The organism is Kitasatospora sp. NPDC040550 (genome assembly GCF_055594965.1).
The window spans coordinates 116,873-134,190 of record NZ_JBVIWC010000027.1; the positions used below are offsets into that span (position 1 = coordinate 116,873).

Annotated in this window: 19 protein-coding genes; 6 read left to right on the plus strand and 13 right to left on the minus strand. The window is 75.9% G+C overall.

Features of this window, described 5'->3' with window-relative positions; all coding sequences use genetic code 11:
- Window positions 1–35: 35 nt before the first annotated feature.
- Window positions 36–581 carry a DUF2165 domain-containing protein gene (locus ACZ58X_RS32275; RefSeq protein WP_470337116.1) on the minus strand — a complete coding sequence of 182 codons (546 nt, stop codon included), beginning with the start codon at window positions 579–581 and terminating at the stop codon, window positions 36–38.
- A gap of 154 nt (window positions 582–735) precedes the next feature.
- Between ACZ58X_RS32275 and ACZ58X_RS32280 the strand changes: the two genes are divergently transcribed.
- The gene (locus ACZ58X_RS32280; RefSeq protein ID WP_470337117.1) at window positions 736–2,073 is read left to right on the plus strand and encodes a hypothetical protein; all 1,338 of its coding nucleotides are present in this window, start codon (window positions 736–738) and stop codon (window positions 2,071–2,073) included.
- Window positions 2,074–2,150: 77 nt separating this feature from the next.
- Window positions 2,151–2,603: a hypothetical protein gene (locus tag ACZ58X_RS32285; RefSeq protein ID WP_470337118.1), complete on the plus strand. Its 453-nt coding sequence runs from the start codon at window positions 2,151–2,153 to the stop codon at window positions 2,601–2,603.
- Window positions 2,604–2,654: 51 nt separating this feature from the next.
- Here the strand turns inward: ACZ58X_RS32285 and ACZ58X_RS32290 are convergent, their stop codons facing one another.
- Window positions 2,655–2,975, minus strand: a complete 321-nt coding sequence (locus ACZ58X_RS32290) for a DUF6968 family protein (protein ID WP_470337119.1) — start codon at window positions 2,973–2,975, stop codon at window positions 2,655–2,657.
- A gap of 51 nt (window positions 2,976–3,026) precedes the next feature.
- Here ACZ58X_RS32290 and ACZ58X_RS32295 point away from each other — a divergent pair, with 51 nt between their 5' ends.
- On the plus strand, window positions 3,027–3,731 hold the full coding sequence (locus ACZ58X_RS32295) for a hypothetical protein (RefSeq protein ID WP_470337120.1): 705 nt from the start codon (window positions 3,027–3,029) through the stop codon (window positions 3,729–3,731).
- Between the two features lie 130 nt (window positions 3,732–3,861).
- Here ACZ58X_RS32295 and ACZ58X_RS32300 read toward each other — a convergent pair whose 3' ends face one another.
- Complete coding sequence (locus ACZ58X_RS32300) at window positions 3,862–5,400, minus strand: alpha/beta hydrolase family protein (RefSeq protein ID WP_470337121.1); 1,539 nt, start codon at window positions 5,398–5,400, stop codon at window positions 3,862–3,864.
- A 290-nt stretch (window positions 5,401–5,690) separates the two neighbouring features.
- On the opposite strand from ACZ58X_RS32300, the gene ACZ58X_RS32305 reads away from it, so the two are divergent.
- Window positions 5,691–6,881, plus strand: a complete 1,191-nt coding sequence (locus ACZ58X_RS32305; protein ID WP_470337122.1) for a sensor histidine kinase — start codon at window positions 5,691–5,693, stop codon at window positions 6,879–6,881.
- Window positions 6,878–7,564: a response regulator gene (locus ACZ58X_RS32310; protein WP_470337123.1), complete on the plus strand. Its 687-nt coding sequence runs from the start codon at window positions 6,878–6,880 to the stop codon at window positions 7,562–7,564. Before ACZ58X_RS32305 ends, ACZ58X_RS32310 begins: the two co-directional genes overlap by 4 nt.
- 53 nt (window positions 7,565–7,617) lie before the next feature.
- Here the strand turns inward: ACZ58X_RS32310 and ACZ58X_RS32315 are convergent, their stop codons facing one another.
- The 7 genes from ACZ58X_RS32315 to ACZ58X_RS32345 all read right to left on the minus strand — a co-directional run bounded on the left by ACZ58X_RS32315 (window position 7,618) and on the right by ACZ58X_RS32345 (window position 12,870).
- Entirely contained in the window at window positions 7,618–7,788 is a 171-nt protein-coding gene (locus ACZ58X_RS32315) for a hypothetical protein (RefSeq protein WP_470337124.1), read from the minus strand.
- A gap of 126 nt (window positions 7,789–7,914) precedes the next feature.
- Complete coding sequence (locus ACZ58X_RS32320) at window positions 7,915–8,748, minus strand: maleylpyruvate isomerase family mycothiol-dependent enzyme (protein ID WP_470337125.1); 834 nt, start codon at window positions 8,746–8,748, stop codon at window positions 7,915–7,917.
- 140 nt (window positions 8,749–8,888) lie between these two features.
- Window positions 8,889–9,986 carry a hypothetical protein gene (locus tag ACZ58X_RS32325; protein ID WP_470337126.1) on the minus strand — a complete coding sequence of 366 codons (1,098 nt, stop codon included), beginning with the start codon at window positions 9,984–9,986 and terminating at the stop codon, window positions 8,889–8,891.
- Window positions 9,987–10,142: 156 nt separating this feature from the next.
- A complete protein-coding gene (thpR, locus tag ACZ58X_RS32330; RefSeq protein WP_470337127.1) occupies window positions 10,143–10,748 on the minus strand; it encodes an RNA 2',3'-cyclic phosphodiesterase in 606 nt (201 codons plus the stop codon).
- 115 nt (window positions 10,749–10,863) lie between these two features.
- Window positions 10,864–11,391 carry a hypothetical protein gene (locus tag ACZ58X_RS32335; RefSeq protein WP_470337128.1) on the minus strand — a complete coding sequence of 176 codons (528 nt, stop codon included), beginning with the start codon at window positions 11,389–11,391 and terminating at the stop codon, window positions 10,864–10,866.
- Between the two features lie 160 nt (window positions 11,392–11,551).
- Window positions 11,552–12,256 carry a hypothetical protein gene (locus tag ACZ58X_RS32340; RefSeq protein ID WP_470337129.1) on the minus strand — a complete coding sequence of 235 codons (705 nt, stop codon included), beginning with the start codon at window positions 12,254–12,256 and terminating at the stop codon, window positions 11,552–11,554.
- Window positions 12,256–12,870, minus strand: coding sequence for a SigE family RNA polymerase sigma factor (locus ACZ58X_RS32345; RefSeq protein WP_470337130.1), 615 nt, complete (start codon window positions 12,868–12,870; stop codon window positions 12,256–12,258). The genes ACZ58X_RS32340 and ACZ58X_RS32345 overlap by 1 nt, the downstream gene beginning before the upstream one ends.
- A 243-nt stretch (window positions 12,871–13,113) precedes the next feature.
- Here ACZ58X_RS32345 and ACZ58X_RS32350 point away from each other — a divergent pair, with 243 nt between their 5' ends.
- Window positions 13,114–14,124: a questin oxidase family protein gene (locus tag ACZ58X_RS32350; RefSeq protein WP_470337131.1), complete on the plus strand. Its 1,011-nt coding sequence runs from the start codon at window positions 13,114–13,116 to the stop codon at window positions 14,122–14,124.
- Between the two features lie 54 nt (window positions 14,125–14,178).
- On the opposite strand, the gene ACZ58X_RS32355 is transcribed toward ACZ58X_RS32350, so the two are convergent.
- From ACZ58X_RS32355 to ACZ58X_RS32365, 3 genes are all read right to left on the minus strand, one after another.
- Window positions 14,179–15,021 (minus strand): siderophore-interacting protein, encoded by an 843-nt coding sequence (locus tag ACZ58X_RS32355; protein ID WP_470337132.1) that lies wholly within the window; start codon window positions 15,019–15,021, stop codon window positions 14,179–14,181.
- A 169-nt stretch (window positions 15,022–15,190) separates the two neighbouring features.
- Window positions 15,191–16,282, minus strand: coding sequence for a vWA domain-containing protein (locus tag ACZ58X_RS32360; RefSeq protein ID WP_470337133.1), 1,092 nt, complete (start codon window positions 16,280–16,282; stop codon window positions 15,191–15,193).
- Window positions 16,283–16,476: 194 nt separating this feature from the next.
- The gene (locus ACZ58X_RS32365) at window positions 16,477–17,040 is read right to left on the minus strand and encodes a hypothetical protein (RefSeq protein ID WP_470337134.1); all 564 of its coding nucleotides are present in this window, start codon (window positions 17,038–17,040) and stop codon (window positions 16,477–16,479) included.
- Window positions 17,041–17,318 lie beyond the last annotated feature (278 nt).

A 17,318-nucleotide genomic window follows, 5' to 3' on the forward strand; every position in this document is an offset into this window, starting at 1 on the left:
GTCGTACGGGCGTCAGCCACGGTGACGGGGGTGTCTCACTCCGGCGGGGCGGGTGCGCGGTGGTGCGGCAGGTTCACCACCACCAGGGCCAGCCCGGCCAGGGTGACGTTGCGGATCGCCGCGTCCAGGCCGTTCCAGGCCTTCGACTGCCACATGGCGAACCACTCGCCGCCGATCCCGATGAACCCGGCACCGAAGAGGAGCAGCATCAGCAGCAGGCCGAGGGTGCTGAGGCGGCGGGCCGGCTCCGGCCGCAGCCACCAGGCGACCGTTCCCGCCGTCAGCACCAGGGCGCTCAGCGCCTCCCAGGCGATGATCGCCACGTAGGCGGCGTTCTGCAGGCCGGGTGAGGTGATGGAGCGCCACATCAGGTCCCGGTCCTGGAAGGTGGTGTCCATCGCCAGCACGTGCTGGACGAAGTGCTGGTTGGTGGCGAAGTCGGTGACGTTCCCGAAGACCACGAGCAGCAGGTAGAGGGCGTTCACGCCGGTGAGCACGGCCGCCGCCGCGGGCAGCGAGCCCAACGCGAGCAGACGGTCACGGACGGTGGGGCCCGGGTTCGCGGGCCGGCTGGTCGGCATGCGGAACAGGCTAGCCCCGGGGGGAAGTTGGCCGGGCCCTCCTCGGGCGATGGGGCGGCGGTAGGGCGGCGGGCAGCGGAAACCGGGTTGCCCGGGTGGTGGTCGGTCGAGGATCATCCTGGGGTCCCGCACGCCCTCTGACCTCCGGAGACACATGACCAGCGAACTGTCCGAAGCCCGGGAGCTCCTCGAGTCCGGCGACTCGCAGGGATCGATGCGGGTGCTGCGCTCCGCCGCGGACCGGCTCCCGCCCGCCGAGGTCGCGCCGCTGGTGGCCCGGCTGGCCCGGGGCGCCGGTTTCGAGGACCTGGCGCAGGCTTCGACGGCGCTGGCGGCCCGGCCCGGGGAGGCCGAGCGGCTCTACGACTACGGCTACGCCTGCGTCGAGCGCGGCATCGACGCGCTGGCCGTTCCCGCGCTGCGGGAGGCGCTGCGGCTGGTCCAGGCGCCGCCGGCCGCCGCGGCGCGCACCGGCCTGTTCCGCCGCAAGGCCAAGCCGCAGGCCGCCCCGCAGCTCGGGCTGCGCAAGGTGCTGCTGGAGCTGGTCTCGGCCCTGGAGGGCTGCGAGCGGCACGGCGAGGCACTGGCCGTGCTGCGTGAGCACGACGAGCGGCTCGGCGACTGGCCGGACCGGTACCTGACGGTCTACAACGCGCTGATGGACGGTCAAACAGCGCTGGCGCGTGAGGTGTTCGGGGCGATGTCGGCCCCCGAGGGGATCTGGGTGGGGCCGGGGCAGCGGGTCGGGCGGATGCTGGAGCGGGCCGCGCAGCTGCCGCCGGTCGACGGGAAGGACCTGCGGGGTTGGCACTACGTGCTCACCGGCGGCCTGCTCACCACCCTCTCGCCGCACGGCTTCGAGCAGGGCATGACCGGCCGCTGGGCCTACCTCCAGGACGACTTCGGGCACTGCCGTCACGGTCTGGAGCGGCTGCGCGCCGTCCTGGCCGCCACCGGCCGCCGGCCCGACTCGGTCGCGCTGCTGGCCGACCGGGGCAGCCGGGCGCTCGGACTGGCGGCGGCCCAGCTGCTCGGGGTGCCGGCGGCGCCGTTCCGACCGGGTACGCCGGGTGCGCTGGTGGTCGCGTACGACCTGAACGAGTGCGATCCCGCCGTGGTGGCGCAGCTGAACGAGCGGGTGGCGGGCCAGTTGCTCTTCGAGCACGCCACCTGCTGGACGGACCCGCCCGCCGTGACGGCCGATGTCTCCACGCTGCTGGGGCAGATCGTGAACGCGCCGTGGGAGCCGGGTCTGCAGTTCGACGAGGACGGCGAACCGGCGGAGGCCGGGCCCGACCCGCGCTCGGCCGAGGAACTCGCCGAGGCGATCCTGGCCGCCGCCCCGGACGCGCCGGAGGGCGACGGCGGGACTCCGGCCGACCCGGACGACGTCCTCACGGCCTTCGCCGCCCGCGCGGCCGGCTGGCCTGCCGCCGGTCCGCGCGACCGGGTGCGTTCCGCCGGGCCGGTGCGCAGCTCCCGCTTCGCGTGACGGCCCGTCCCCGTCCGCCGGAACGAACAACCCCCCTGGTCACAGGCCTGCCGGTGCCACCTGGGAGGATCTGCGCCATGACGACCGACATCCGCCGCGCGGCGGGCACCAGAACCTTCTCCGACGTCCTGCTGTCGATGGTGGGCCTGCGCCGGCCGAGCGCGGAGCAGGACCTGGCCGACCTCCGGGCGGGCACCACCTTGCAGGTGGCCTGTTCGAGCCCGACGCTGGGCACGGTCAGGATGCTGTCGGTCGGCAAGGGGCGCACCGTCGCGCACACGGCCTCCGGCTACCTGTACCTGACGGCCGGCTCGGTGGCCTGGCGCAACCGGCGCACCGGCGAGGACGTCGCCCTCCGGGGGCCGTTCGCCCTGTCGGCGTCGGAGCAGCGGTCCCCGCACCCGAAGATGGCGCGCTTCGACCTGGTGGCGGACGGCGCGCAGCACGTGATCCTGATTCCCAAGGCCGATGTGCCCCTGGTGACGCAGGTGCTGGAGGCGGCCGGCGCGGCCGGCGCGGTCAGCCGGTAGCGCGCCGGGGGCGGGCGCGTCGGGGCGGGGGCCGGAGGTGCACGGGTGCCGTCAGGGGGCCGGGGTGCCGTCGCCCAGCATCAGGTCCGGGCCGCCCAGGAAGGTCAGGCCGGTGGCGTCGTTCAGTTCGGCGGGGAAGCGGGCCAGGGCGAGTTGCAGGGCCTGCAGCGGGTCCACGCCGAAGATCTCCGTCACCCGGTCGCTGATGTCCGGGTGGCCGGTGATCCGGTAGGGGCAGGACCAGTCCGGGCCCTGCGGGTCCCGGTGGGGCGCGCCGAGTTCGAGCAGCACCGGGTGCCGTGTCCCGTCCGGGGCGGTGTGCAGCAGTTCGCGGTGGGCGATGACCTGGCCGATGTCGTGTGCGGTGCTCATCGCAGCAGTACAGCACCGTGGCACGACAGTGGAGGTTCTAGGCTCGCCCGCATGGGTCGTGACGGGTTGGGAAGTGACGGTGCGGTGCAGGTGCCGGTGCCGCCGTTGGGCGGCTACGAGGCCGGGCGGCTGTTCCACCGGCTGTTGCAGCTGTTCCTGCGGGACGTGAAGGAGGCGGGGCAGCCGGTCGGCCGGCACCAGTACCTGCTGGGTGGCGTGGTGCAGTTGCACGAGCCCGCCCGGGCGCAGGGCGGTGGCGCCGGTTCGGAGCAGCCGAGCTGTGCGTGCTGCGGTACGCCGTATCCGTGCCGCACGGTGCTCGGGGTGGCGGTGAGCGCGGGGTTGCCGATCCCCTGGGACTCCCCCGCCGCCGTGGTGCCGGCGCTGCGGGACGCGGGGCTGGAGCCCCGGCCCGGCGGTGAGGTCACGGCGGAGCAGGTGCAGTGGGTGCGGGGCTGGGACGCGCGGCGGACGGCGCGGGGGGCCTGGGAGATCGGCATCGCGCTCGACCGGGGCGAGGTGGAGACCCTGGCGGTGGCGGACGACGCGGCGATGGCCCGCTACCTGGCCGTGGCGGCGGTGGCCCTGGGCAGCCCGTACCCGTACGGCTGGGCCGAGGACGCGGCCGAGGCGGCGGCGGTGCGGCCGGCGGCGCACGCGCAGGTGGCCGAGTGGCGGGAGCGGGTGCGGCTGCCCTTCCTGGACGTGCACCGGCAGTACGGGGCGGCCGGGGGCGCCGGGGGCGAGGCGGACTGACGCCTCGGCGGCGGCCCACCCGCCCCGCCCCGCGCGAACGGCGCAGCAGAACGGCGACGTCCGTACGGGACGGGCGGCACGGACGCGGGACGGGCGGCACCGGCGGGACGGGCGGCACGGTCAGGGGTGGTCAGGGGTGGTCGTCCGGCCGGTGGACGCCGAGGCTGCCGTAGGCCGACAGGGTGCCGGCCAGGTCGCCGGGCGCGTGGCGCAGGGTGGTGTCCAGGAAGGCGAGGGTGGTCGCGGCGACGAGGCGCGGGCTCGCGGTGCGGCCCAGGGAGCCGACGACCTGGGGCACCGGCGGCAGGTACAGCGGGCCGTCCATGAAGGTGAGGTGGGCGGCGCCGGGGACGGTGAGGCGGTAGCTGGTCGCGGTGTCGAGGGCGAGGGCCTCGGTGAGGCGGGGCAGGTAGCGCGGGTCGGTGCTGGGGGTGACGGCCTGGGTGAGCGCGAGCACCGGTTGGTGGAGGGCGGGGGCGGCGGGGCCGTGGGGGAAGCCGTCCAGGTCGATGACGGCGTCGATCCGGGGGTCCTGGCGTGCTGCCTGGAGGGCGGCGGCGCCGCCCATGGAGTGGCCGGTGGCGGCGACCTTGCCGGTGTCCAGGCGTCCGGCCAGCGGGTCGGTGCTCCCGCCCCGGTCCAGGGTCTCCAGCTGGGTGAGGGCGAAGCCGAGGTCGGCGGCCCGGATGGCCGTCCAGTCGGCCGCGAGGCGCTCGTCGGCGTCCCGGTCGCCGGTGGAGGTGGTCGCGGTGCGGATCGTGCGGCCGTCGTCGAGGACGACGGCGGCGGAGTCGTACGGGTGGTCGAGGGCGGCCACCACGTAGCCGTGGCTGGCCAGGTCCTCCGCCCAGGCGGTGTTCTGGGTGCGGACGCCGCCCGCCCCGGGGGAGAACAGGACGACCGGGAAGCGTTCGTCCCCGCCGGACACGGGGGCGTTGAAGACCGCGTGGGTGCGGGCCCGCGGGACGCCGTCGACCAGGAAGCCGGGCAGGCCGACGCCGTGGGCGAGGGCGTCGGAGACGGTGCGCGCCTCCTGCTCGGTGCGTCCGAGGTACTGGGCCCGCGGCGCGTCCGCGGGGCTCTTGCCTGCGGGGTACCAGAGTTGGACGACGACGGTGCGCCGGTCGTCGGGGTCGGCGGTGAAGGTCTCGGGGCGCTGCGGGTCGGTCCACTGCACCACCCGGGTGCCGACCGCGAAGGGGCCCGACGGCTCGGGGAACACGGGCACCGGGAAGACCCAGGCGGCCAGCGGCCCCGCCGCGATCAGGCCGGCGCAGGCCGCGGAGCCCGGCAGCGCCAGCCACCACCGGGCCCGCCACCCGGGCCGGCCGGGGGCGGCGGGGTCGCCGGGGGCGGCGGCGGGGCGGTTGAGGTGATGGCGGAGCCGTCGCAGCAGAGGGGCAAGGGCGAAGGGCAGCGCGAGGGCGGCCCCGGCCAGCACCGGCAGCAGTTGCCAGCGGATCCCCACCACGCCCAGCACCGCCGTGGACGGGGCGAGGACCGCCACCGCGGCGATCGTGACACGCGGTCGGGCGGCGGCGGGAAGCCAGCGCGCCACCACCAGCGCGAGGGCGCCCAGCACGGCGAGGAACTCGGGAGGGGACATGGACAGTCCCGTGATGGTCTCGGTCACGCCGTCATCGTCGGGGCGGGGCACGGCACGCCGCATCGACCCCCGGTCGCCCCCCGGCCGCCTTCGCCTGCCACCGCGGTCGCAGCCGGGCACACCGCACGGGCGGGTGCCCTGCGACCGCAGGAGGTACCGGGCTCCTCCTGTGGTCGTACACGGTCGGTGGTGCCGTCAGACGGCGGACTCATGTGCGCCACCGCCTCCGCCGCCTACCGTGGCGGGGCGCGTTCAGCAGGCGTGGCGCGTTCGGCAGGATCGACAGGATCGACGGGGACGTCAGGGACGTGGGGATGACCGGGGCGGTCGTGGGGTCCGGTACGGGCCGATGGGTGCGAGCGGTGGGGAGCGCGCGGCTGCGCGGCCTCCGACCACCGCCCGCCGTACGGGACTCGCTGCCGCTGGCGCTGCTCCTGCTCCATGCCGCGGCCACCCGCGCGCCACGGGAACTCCCGGTGGCCGCGGCCCTCACGGTGGCCCTCGCGCTGCCCCTGGTGTGGCGCCGCCGGGCCCCGCGCGCGGTGTTCGGCGCCGTGGCCGGCGCGGCCGCCGTCCAGTGGCTGGTGGGCGTCCAACTCCCGGCGGACGTCTGCCTGTTGGTGGCCCTGCACGCGGTGGCCGCGCACGCGGGCAAGCGCGACGCGGTCCTCGCCGGCGCCGTCGTGGAGGGCGGGGCGCTGCTGGCGTGCCTGCGCTGGGCGACGGAGGGCGCGTTCCTGGCGCCCTTCGTCGCGCTGAGCGCGGCGGCCGTCGCCGCCACCGCCCTGGGCGCGAACGCGCGCACCACCCGCGGCTACCTCGCGGCGCTGGAGGAACGGGCCACGCACCTGGAACGCCGGCAGGACCAGCAGGCGCGCCTGGCCGTCGCCGAGGAGCGGACCCGCATCGCCCGCGAGGTGCACGACATCGTCACCCACAACCTGTCCGTCATGGTCGCGCTCACCGACGCCGCCGTGCACGCGCAGCACCGCTCGCCCGGCCGGGCCACCGCCGCGATGGTCCAGGTCTCCGAGACCGGCCGTCAGGCCCTGACCGACATGCGGCGCTCGCTGGGCATCCTGCGCACCGACGAACCGGACGCCCAGCGCCACCCGCTGCCCGGCATCGCCCAGTTGGAGGCGCTGGCCGAGCGGATGCGGGCCGCCGGGATGGCGACCCGGGTCGAACTGCGGGGCAGCCACGCCCACGTGCCCGCCACCGCCCAACTGACCGTCTACCGCCTGGTGCAGGAAGCCTTGACCAACACCTTCAAACACTCCCCCGCCGGCACCCGCGCCGAGGTCCGGGTGCGGTGCTCGGCCGCGACCGTGACCGTGGACGTCACCGACAGCGGCCCCGCCTGCCGCCCCGGGGGCGCCTCCGCCGGGCGGGCCGGGGCCGCCGCGTCCGGCCACGGCATCCCCGGCATGCGCGAGCGCTGCGCCGCCTACGGGGGGACGCTGCGGGCCGGACCGCTCCCCGACGGCGGCTGGGGCGTGCACACCCGCCTCCTCCTCGACAGCGACGGAGCCGCACCCGCATGACGATCCGCATCCTGATCGCCGACGACGAGGCCCTGCTCCGGATGGCCTTCGCCACGATCCTGGAGGCCCAGCCCGACATGGCACCGGTCGGCGAGGCCGCGGACGGCGCCCAGGCCGTACGCCTCGCCCGGGAGCTGCGGCCCGACGTCGTCCTCATGGACGTCCGGATGCCCGGGACCGACGGGATCGAGGCGACCCGGCAGATCACCCTGGCCTCCCCGCGGAGCAAGGTGCTGATCCTCACCACCTTCGACCTGGACGAGTACGCCTTCGCCGGGCTCGGCGCCGGGGCCTCGGGCTTCCTGTTGAAGAACACCAGGCCCGAGGAGCTCCTCACGGCGATACGCAACGTGGCCGCGGGCGACGCGGTGCTCTCCCCCCGGATCACCCGCCGCCTGCTGGAGGACTTCCGCCCGCACCTGCCCGACGGCACCCGCACCGGCCACGGCCAGGGCAAGGGCAGCGGCCGGGACGAGCGGCTGGGCCGGCTCAGCGCCCGCGAGCGCGACGTGCTCGTCAAGGTGGGCTGCGGCCTGTCCAACGCCGAGATCGCGGCCGCCCTGTACCTCGCGGAGGCGACCGTGAAGTCCCACCTGGGGCGGATCCTGCACAAGCTCGAACTCCGCGACCGGATCCAGGCCGTGGTCTTCGCCTACGAGAACCGCCTCGTCCCCCCGGCCTGACGCCGCCGCCCGCCCGCCGGCCGGCGAGGCCCGGCGGGGAGGGGCCGGGGCCGCTACCGGCGGTTCTCCCCGTCCTCCTCGCCCTCCGGGGGCAGGCCGACCTCCTCGCGGTCCTCCTCGGTGCGCTCCTCCAGCTCGGCCTCGTCGGGGCGCCGGGGCAGGCCGCGGCCGTGGCCGGTGTCGGGATCGCCCTCGACGTCCTTGTTCGACTTGTGGTGCGACATGGGGATCCTCCTCGGCCGGACTGCGCCTGGTCGGGTACGGGTTCGGTACTCGCCCCTCCCATCACCTCTCCGGGCCCGGCGGCCCGCAAGTCGGCCGGTGCTCCGGCGGGTCGCGGGGGGCTAGGGTCAGGGGGCGGTGAACAGGGCGGGGAAGACCGGGGCCAGCCAGGGGCGGCGGCCCCAGGCGAGGACCTTGCCGCGCAGCAGGGCGTCGGTGGCGCCGAGGCGGCCCAGGGCGATGAGGAAGAACGCCACCGGCTCGGTGAGGATCGTGCAGTCGGGGCGGCGCGGCGGCCGCGGGCTCACCGCGGCGGCGCCGTCCGTGAAGGTCACCGCGAAGCCCTCCAGGCCGCGGATCCGCAGGCGGTAGCAGGCGTTGTGGCCGGCCGCGGCGCGGGGGTCGACCACCAGCGGCATGGCGGTGCGCAGGAAGGGCAGCGTCAGCGCGACGCGCCGGCGGTCCAGCGGGTGCGGGCGGCCGAGGGCGCGGGCGATGTCGTGGAGGTGGGCCAGCATGTGGGTCAGCAGGTAGGCGGTGAGGGTGTCCAGGTCCATCGTGCCGAGCGGGGTCGTCGCCGGTGCGGTGCCGGGGCGCGGGGTGGCCGCCGCGGTGAACTCCCGTGCCTGCTCGGCGATCTGCGCGGCGAGTACGGCCGGGTCGCGTTCGGGCCGGGCGGCCAGGGCGGCCGCGTTCGCGGCGGCCAGCGAGCCGGGGGTGCCGTCGCCGTGGGACCGCTGCTCGCCGGCGGCCAGGGCGGCCATCAGCTCGTTGGCCATCGCGAGGTGGGCGGCGGCTTCGGCGACCGTCCAGGTGGATCCGGGGACGGGGGTGTCGCCGGCGCAGCCGGCCAGCAGGGCGGGGGCCTCGTCGCCGACCTCGGTCACCGCCCGCAGGAGCGCGGTGCGGGCGGCGCCGGTGCGGGCGGCGCCGGGGCGGTGCGGGGGCTGCGGGGCGTTCATGGGGGTGAAGCGTGGCCCACTCCCCCGCCGCTGTCCAGGGGTCCGGCGCGGTCGGCGCGGGGACGGGGCCGGGCCCCCGCCCGGTGGGCGGGCGGGGGCCGTCGGACGGCCGGGGCGGCCCGGCGCCCGGTCACACTCGGTCAGTGCGCGACGATCTGGAGGTTGGCGCCCTGGCCGGCGGTGCCGCCCACGTAGAAGGTGTGGCCGTCGGGGCCCAGCGCCAGGCCGGTGAGGTTGTCCTCGTCGAGGTCGCCGGCGCTGTCGGCGGGGACGGGGGCGCCGGTGGCGGTGTCGAGGGCGAGGACGGAGGTGCTGCTCGCGCCGTAGTTGCTGTCGGCGAGGTAGAGCCGGGTGCCGTCGGCGCTGACCTGCGGGTTCTCCAGGACGTCGCCGCCGGTGGCGGGGTGGAAGGTGGTGGTGACGGTGTCGGTGGCCGGGTCGATGACGGTGCTGGCTCCGGTGCCGAGTTCGGCGAGGCCGAACAGGCGCTTGCCGTCGGGGGTGAACGCCAGGTTGTAGTCCAGGTTCGTGGCGGTGCCCTGGACGGTGCCGGCCACGGTCGGCGCGGTGGCGGCCGCGGCCACGTGGACCACGCCCTGGCTGGTGCCGACGTACACGTCGCCGGTGCCCGGGCGGGCCGCGGGGGCGCCGACGTAGGGGGCCGCGACCTGGACGGAGGCGGTGAACGCCCGCTGCGCGGTGGCGAAGGTCAGGATCCGGCTCTGGCCGTTCTGCCGGTAGGCGGTCGCGCCGTTCTGGGAGACGTACAGGGTGGATCCGTCCGGGCTGAGGGCCAGGCCGGAGGTGGACCCCGCGCTCCAGCCGGCGGGGCGGGGCTGGTCGGGCAGGGCGAGGGTGGCGAGCAGGGTCAGGGTGGCGGTGTCCACCACGCTGAGGCGCTGGCCGTCGAGGACGTACAGGCGTGCGCCGTCCGCGCTGAGCGCCGGGTGGGCGCTCCACTGGAGGGTGCCCAGGGCCAGGCGGGCGGTGACGGCGCCGGTCTGGGTGTCCACCGTCTTCACGGTGGAGGTGTTGTCGGCCTCGGTCACCACGACGTAGGCCTTGGCGCCGTCGGGGCTGACCACCGGCACGGCGCCCCGGGCGCCGACGGCGATGGTCGCCTCGGTGCCGGACAGCGGCGCGGCGGCGGTGGCGGCGGTGCCGGTGAGGGCGAGCAGGGCCGTGGTGGCGGCCGCGGTGAGCGTGGCGGCGGTACGGCGGTGGGTCGTGCGGGACATCGGTTTCCCCCCTGGTGGAACGTACGGTGCGGTGCGGTGCGGTGGCGGGCCGTCAGTGGTGGACGACCTGCGGACCTGCGGTGCCGGGGGCAGGCTAGCCGATGCGGGTGAAGATCCGATCGACGTACGGGCGAGCGTACGGTGACTGCTCGTCGGCTACGGCTCGGCCGGGACGCTGCCGGGGGCGGTGCCCAGGTGCCAGGCCTCGATGTCGCGGTAGTGGATCGGGCCGGGGCCGCGGCCGGTGTTGCTGCCGACCAGGTGGAGGCGTTCGGCCCGCCAGGGGCGGCCGTGGAAGCCGGTGAGGCCGGCCGCGGCCCGCGGGACGCTGGTGGGGTCGTCGCGGCGGGCGCGGGCGAGCGTCAGGTGGGGGCGCAGCGGGCGCTCGTTGAAGTCGATGCCGCAGGTCCTGGCCAGGGTGCGGACGTCGGTGGCGAGTCGGTGCAGGGCTTCGAGGTCGCCGCCGATGTCGGCCCACAGGAGGCGGTCGTCGAAGTGGCCGCCGCCGTGCAGGCCCAGGCGCGGGGCGGGGTGCGAGGGGGCCAGGGCGGCCAGGGCGGTGCGCAGCGGCGGTACGGCGGTGGTGGGCAGTTCGCCGAGGAAGGCGAGGGTGATGTGCCAGTCCTCGATCCGGTTCCACCGCAGCCGCGGGTAGGCGGTGTAGGCGGGGCCGAGGGCGTGGGCCAGCTCGTCCTTGGCGTCGTCGGGTGGGGCCAGGGCCACGAAGACGCGCCGGGTCGGGGGCTGGGGGTGATCGTCCACGGGGGATTTCTAGCACCCCGGCCGTCGGGTGGGTCGGGATGGGGGTGGGGATGGGGGTGGGGCCCGGGGCGGGGGCCGGGGCGGGGATCAGGGGGGCGGGGTCAGGGGGGCGGGGTCAGGGGGCGGCCGGGGCGAGGTCGAGGACGACCATCTTGTCCGTCCGGTAGCTGTCGAGGTCGGGGTTGTGCCACGACTGGCCCGCGCGGATCCGGTGGAACCTGAACGTCGCGTTCGTCCCGTTGGCGGCGACGATGCAGCGCACCGGGCCCGGGTGGTCCGCTCCGGTGAGGAGGCGGCGGAACTCCAGGGCGAGGGCGGTCCCGTGCAGCAGCAGGAGGCGTTGGTCGTCCTCGGAGATCTGCGGGGCGTCGTCGACGATCCGGACCGCGACGGGGACGTGGTCCTCCAGGTGGAAGGAGCTGTCGGCGCACTCCCAGGCGGTGAGGTCGGTGAAGGTGGCGGGCGCGGCGTCGGCGTCGCCCGTCGAGTCGGCCCAGGTGAGGACGGCGCCGTGGCGGGTGATCCCGTGGGCGAGGCGGTCGCGCAGGCCGGGGGCGAGGCCGCCGGGCGGTGTCAGGGCGGCGGGGTGGTCGAGCACTCCGAGCGCCTGGGCGGCGGCGTCGTTCATCCTCAGCGACAGCATGGGGCCCATGGTCGCAGCCGCAGCGGGCGGCGCCGGGGGCTGGGGTCCCGGGCGGGGGTCCCGGGCGGGGGTCCCGGGCGGGGGTCCTCGGCGGGGGGGTCAGTCTCCCGGGCCGGTGGTGTCTCCCGCGGACCGGCCGCGGGAGACACCGCTGCCGGGGCTACAGGCTCTTGCTCGCCAGCAGCTTTCCCTGGGCGTCGTACGCGGCGAGCCTGATGCCCGTGACGGGCTGGGGCTGGCTCTTCCCGGCGCCGGTGGGCTTGAGGGCGGGCGCCCAGGCGTAGCCGCTGGCGTAGCCCGGGGTACCGGGGAGCGAGGCGACGGCGGCCCAGTGGGCCTGGCCGTCGAGCTCGACGGTCATCCGGGCGACCTGTCCGGGCCCGTGGTAGACGACGTTGTACAGGCCCTGCTGGTCGGGGCCCGCGTAGTACTGCATGGTGAGCTCGGTGGCGGCGCCCGCATTCCAGGAGTAGCCGCTGCAGCCCGGACCGCTGCCGTAGGAGGGGGCGTCGTGGATGCAGATCTCCCGGTCCTTCAACTGCATCCACCAGCCGGGGCGATCCAGCGGCAGCTGCCGGCCGGGCTCGGCGACGACGGCCTCGGGGGCCGCTCCCTCCGGGAGCAGCGGGGCCTGGGCGGCCGGGGCCGCGGCCGGGGCGAGGGCCCCGTCGCCGTGCCGGGCGGACAGCACCGCGCCCGTGCCGACCGCCATCGCGAGCGCGGCCGCCACGGCCGACGCGCCCACCGCCATCCGCCGCCGCTGGCGGCGGGCGTGGATCCGCACGGGCTCGGGGGACCAGTGCGCCACCGTGAGCCCGGACGCCTCGTCACGCAGGGCGCCGCGCACCATGTCCTCGGTGTCCATCAGCTGTTGTCTCCGTTCGTGCCGTCGGTCGTCGAACCGCTGCCGCCCGCGTAGGGGGCCAGCGCCGGATGGGTGCGCAGTTTCGCCAGGCCTCGGCTGGCCTGGCTCTTCACGTTGCCCAGCGAGCAGCCGAGGATCTCGGCGACCTGCTGCTCGCTCATGTCCTCCCAGTAGCGCAGGACGACCACGGCCCGCTGGCGCTGCGGCAGTTGGGCCAGCGCCTGGAGCAGTACCGAGCGCTCCTCGACGTCGCGGTGGTCGGCGCCCGCGGTGTGCGCCCGGTCGGGCAGGACGGGCACGAGCAGTTGCCTGACCCTGCGGCGCCGGTGACGGCTCAGGTTGTTGTTCACCAGGGCCCGGTGGACGTAGGCGTCCGGCTCCTGGAGGCGGCTGATCCGGGGCCAGTTCCGGAAGGCCTTCGCGAACGTCGCCTGTACGACGTCCTCGGCCTCGTGGTAGTCGCCGGTGAGCAGGTAGGCGGTGCGCACCAGCCGTGGCCAGCGCGAGGCGGCGTACCCCTCGAAGTCGAGCTCCCGCAGGCCGGGGCCGCCCGCGACAGCCGGGGCGGGCCGGGGCCGGTCCTCCACCGGGGCGGGCAGTATCCTCGCGGTCATCCAGTTCCTCTTCACGTTCCGCGCGACGGCCCGACCGGGCCATCGCTCTGCCCTACTCACCGCCGCGACGGCGCAAGGGTTGCACGCCGGAACCGAATCCTCCGACCGGGGTTCCGGGCCGCACGGGCGGTGTGGTCGGTGCGGGCCGCACGGGCGGTGCGGTCGGTGCGGGAGGCGGAGGACGAAGGAAGTAGGTCCGCGGCCCGTTCCGGCGGCCGCGCCAGGACGCCTACGGTCCTTGCCGTGGATACGACAGGGATTCTCGACGAAGCACTGCAACGACTGCACGCCTGCGGGCCCGAGCGGCTCGGGCGGCTCACCAACCACGCGCCGATGGCGGTCGAGGCCCTCGCCGCCCGGGGACAGGCCCGCGCCGTGCACCGCTGGCTCGACCTGTACGCGCGCAAGCTGGAGGACTTCCCGCCGCGCGTCGAACCGGTCACGGACGCCAACTGGCTTGCCGCGCTGGGCGATCCGGGCCGCGCGGCGGACTGGATCGACCACTTCGGGCGGGAACTCGCCGAACGGCCCTGGCGCGAGGTGCTGGCCCGCTGGTGGCCCCGGCTGCTGCCCGGCCTGTACGGCGGCTCGACGCACCCGGTGATCCGGGTCGGCCACGCCGTGCGGACACTGCTGGCCGGTGAGGCCACCGCGCCCCGGCTGGCCGAACTCGCCCACGGCCTCGGCTACTGGGCCGCCCGCCACCGGCCCGTCACGGTGCCCGTCCGGCTGCCCGCCGCACCGGGCGCGGCCGCCGCCCTCGACGCGGTGCCGGCCGTCGCCGTCCAGGACGGGCCCTTCCCCGCCCGGCTCGACCGGGTCACCGCCCTACCCGGGTGGGCCGACGCGGTCACCGGCCCCGACGAGGCGCACCGGCGCCTCACCGAGCTGGTGCGCGCGGCGACCCACCGCTACGCCGCCTACGGCCACGGCGAGGAGACCATGCTGGTCCACGCCGCCACCGCCCCCAACGCCGTGCTGCGCACCCTGCCCGCGCTGCCCCGCGACCTGTGGCCGGCGGCGCTCGGGGCGGCCTGGACGGCCTCGGCGGCGGTGACCGCGATGTACGCGCCCGCCGTCCCGGTCGCCTGCGCCCCGCCCGGCGGCCTCACCCCGGAGGAGGTGTTCGAGCGGGCGCTGGCGCACGGCGACGAACACGTCGTCAAGTTCGCGGACACCGCCCTGGACGTCGGCGACGCACCGGCCCTGGCGGCGGCCCTGCGCGCCGTGGAGCTGAGCACCCCGCTGGTGTGAGGCACCCACGGGAAGCCGCCGGGGCGGGCAGGGCGGGCAGCCCGCGGAGGCGGTTCAGCCGGCCTGTTCCTGCTCGGCCTCGACCTGGGCGTTCCACTCGCGCTTGGCGGCGCGCCAGGCCTCGTCGCTCTGGCCGAGCCGCCAGTAGCCCGAGACCGACAGCCGCTCGCGCGGGACGCCGCGCTCCACCCGCAGCAGGTACCGCAGGTCCTTCACGAAACCGGCCTCGCCGTGCACGAACGCGGACACCGCGCCGGCCGGGAACTCCAGGGCGCCGACCGCCTGGACCAGGGCCTCGCCCACCGGGCGGGCGCCGCGGTGCAGCCAGTGGATCGCGGTGCCGGCGGGCGAGCGGACCTTCTGTTCCTCGGCGGCGTCCGTGACCTCGACGAAGGCGTGCACCACGGCGCCGGCCGGCATCCGCTCCAGCGCCGCGGCGATCGCGGGCAGCGCGCTCTCGTCGCCCACCAGCAGGTGCCAGTCGGCGTCCGCGTCGGGGGCGTAGCCGCCGCCGGGGCCCAGGAAGCGCACCGTCTCGCCGGGCTGCGCGCGGGCCGCCCAGGGCCCGGCGAGGCCCTCGTCGCCGTGCACCACGAAGTCGACGGTCAGCTCGCGCAGCGCCTGGTCCCAGGCCCGCACGGTGTACGTCCGGGTGACCGGCCGCTGCTCGGGCGGGAACTCCTCGCGGATCCGCGCGAGGTCGAAGGGCTCGGGGTAGTCCACGCCCTCGGGGGTGAAGAGCAGCTTGATGTAGTGGTCGGTGAACTCGGTGGCGTCGAAGTCCGCCAGCCCCTCCCCGCCGAGGACCAGGCGCACCATGTGCGGGGTGATCCGCTCGGTGCGCAGCACCCGTGCCTCACGGGCCCGCGGTGTCCGGCGGGTCGGTTGCTCTGCCATGGTGCCCCCTGGGCCGTGTGGTCGTCGCGCTGCCTGGTTAGGCTTGCCTAAGTTAGCACTTCTGAGGCGGCGTCCGGCCCGCGGGCGAACCGTTCTCCCGTCGGGCCGCTGCGGCCCGTGGCGCCGCTCCCCGGCCCCTGGCCGCGCCGCGGGCCGCAGGGGCCGGTGGTCAGCGCAGGACGAGGAGCTTGGTGCCCGGGACGAGCTTGCGGTTGACGGAGGTGGACTGGACGAAGACGGTGTAGGAGGGGTTCTCGCCGGGCTTGACGACGGCCTCCGCGGCGGGCAGGCCGAGGAGTCGGCGGGCGGCCGGGCCGGAGAAGACGCGGCCGGTCATCCGGCCGGTGGCCGGGTCCTTCTCGGCGACGGCGAGCTGCTTGTTGCCCTGGATCTTCTCGCGCTTGGAGAGCTCGTAGAAGGCGCAGCCGGTCTTGTAGGGGTGGCCGGCGCTGGTGACGAAGTCGCGGATGGGGGTCGCCTGGTCGACGGGTATGAGGATGTACTTGCCGGTGTCCAGGGCGTCGAGGTTGGCCTTGACCTGGGCGGTGTCGAGGTCCTGGCCCATGGCGAAGAGGTTCTTGGTGCCGCGTACGCCCTGTTCGCGCCCGCGCAGGAAGCTGGTGGCGGCGGACTTGACGGTGCCGATGGCCTCCTCGACGCCCTTGCTGGAGTCGGCGTCCCAGATGGCGATGTTGCCGGCCGGGAAGCCGTACTCCTGGGCGGTGCGCTTGGCGAGGGAGTTGGGGACCAGGATGGCGGAGGTCCAGTGGTCGGGGAGGTCGTCCATGGCGCCCTGGATGCGGTCGAGCCAGGAGCGCAGGACGGCGGCGCCCTGGCCGGCGTTCATCCGGGTGTGCATCTGGCCGCTCTGGGAGCAGCCGGAGGCGTTCTCCTCGCCGTCGGTGACGACGACCTGGAGGAAGGAGTGCTCGCCGTAGCCCTCCCAGATGTTCTTGAGGTCGTCGACGGACTTCACGGCGGCCTCGATCAGGGCGGTGGCGCCGTTGTCGACCTGGTAGAGGCCGCGCAGGGAGGGCAGGTGCTTGACGTCCATGTCCCAGACCAGGTTCTGCACTTCGTGGTCGAAGGCGTAGAGGCTGATCCGGGTCTCGTGGCCGAGGCGGTCGGACTCCTCCTGGAGGCCCTTGACGAACTCGTCGACGACGCGGATGAGTTGGGCCTGGTGCTGGTGCATCGAGCCGGACTTGTCGACCACGAGGGAGACGTGGTTGACCTTGTGCTTGATCCTGTTCGCGGACATGGCTATCCCCTTTTCCGGCGTGCGTGCGATGCGTTTCCGGAGTCCTCTCGCGGGGTTTGCCCGCGGCGCCTCTCGGCGTTCCCTCCAGCGTTGACTCCACCTTAGGGGTGGGCACTGACATTCCGTCGGGCGCTGTCGGCCGGGGTCACGGGAGCGGCGGCCGGCCCGGGGGCGGGGCCGGCGGCCGGGGCGGGTCAGGCCTCGTCGGCCTCGTCCGCCTCCTCGTCGTCGGCGCGGGAGAGGGCGTCGGTGATCAGGCGGGTGGCGAAGTCCTGGTCGTCGCCGCAGATGCGGTTGACGTACTCGGCGAGCAGGGTGGCGGTGGCTTCCAGGGGGTTCATCTCGGCGTCGGTCCAGGGGCCGTACTGGGCGCGCCACAGGTTGGGGCTCAGGCCGCTGCCGGCGGCGACGAGCAGGCCGGCCATGGTGGGGACGACCTCGGGGCGGAAGGTGCGGGGCATCATGCGCATGGTGGCCAGGAGGTTGGGCAGCACGTACTCGATGACGTCCTTGCCTTGGTCCTCGCAGGCCTTCCGCAGCCAGTTCATGTACAGGTAGATGAGGGTGCAGGCGCCCTCCAGCAGGGCGGCGAGGCCGTCCGGGCCCAGCGAGGCGGCGAGGTGGTCGACCATCTCGCGGTGTTCGGGGTCGGTGCCGGTGCGGCCGTCGTAGAGGGCCTTGAGCCGGGAGTCGATGACCATGAGCGCCGCGCTCACGTCGCCGGCGGGGGCGTACTGGGGGTCGCAGGGCGAGGTCACGGGACTCCTCCGGGGCGGTGCTCGGGCGGGGCGGTGCGGGCGCTCCCAGCAGAGCGGACCGGGGCCCGGGCGCGGGCGGGAACCGTCCCGGCGTCACCCGGACGGGATGCGGCGGCGGCCGGGGTGTTGACGGGGTGCCGAGGGCCGGGCCCCGCAGCGGGCACGCCACGGCGGGGGGGGGGGGGGGGGGGGGGGGGGGGGGGGAAAGGGGGGGGGGGGGGGGGGGGGGGGGGGGGGGGGGGGGGGGGGGGGGGGGGGGGGGGGGGGGGGGGGGGGAC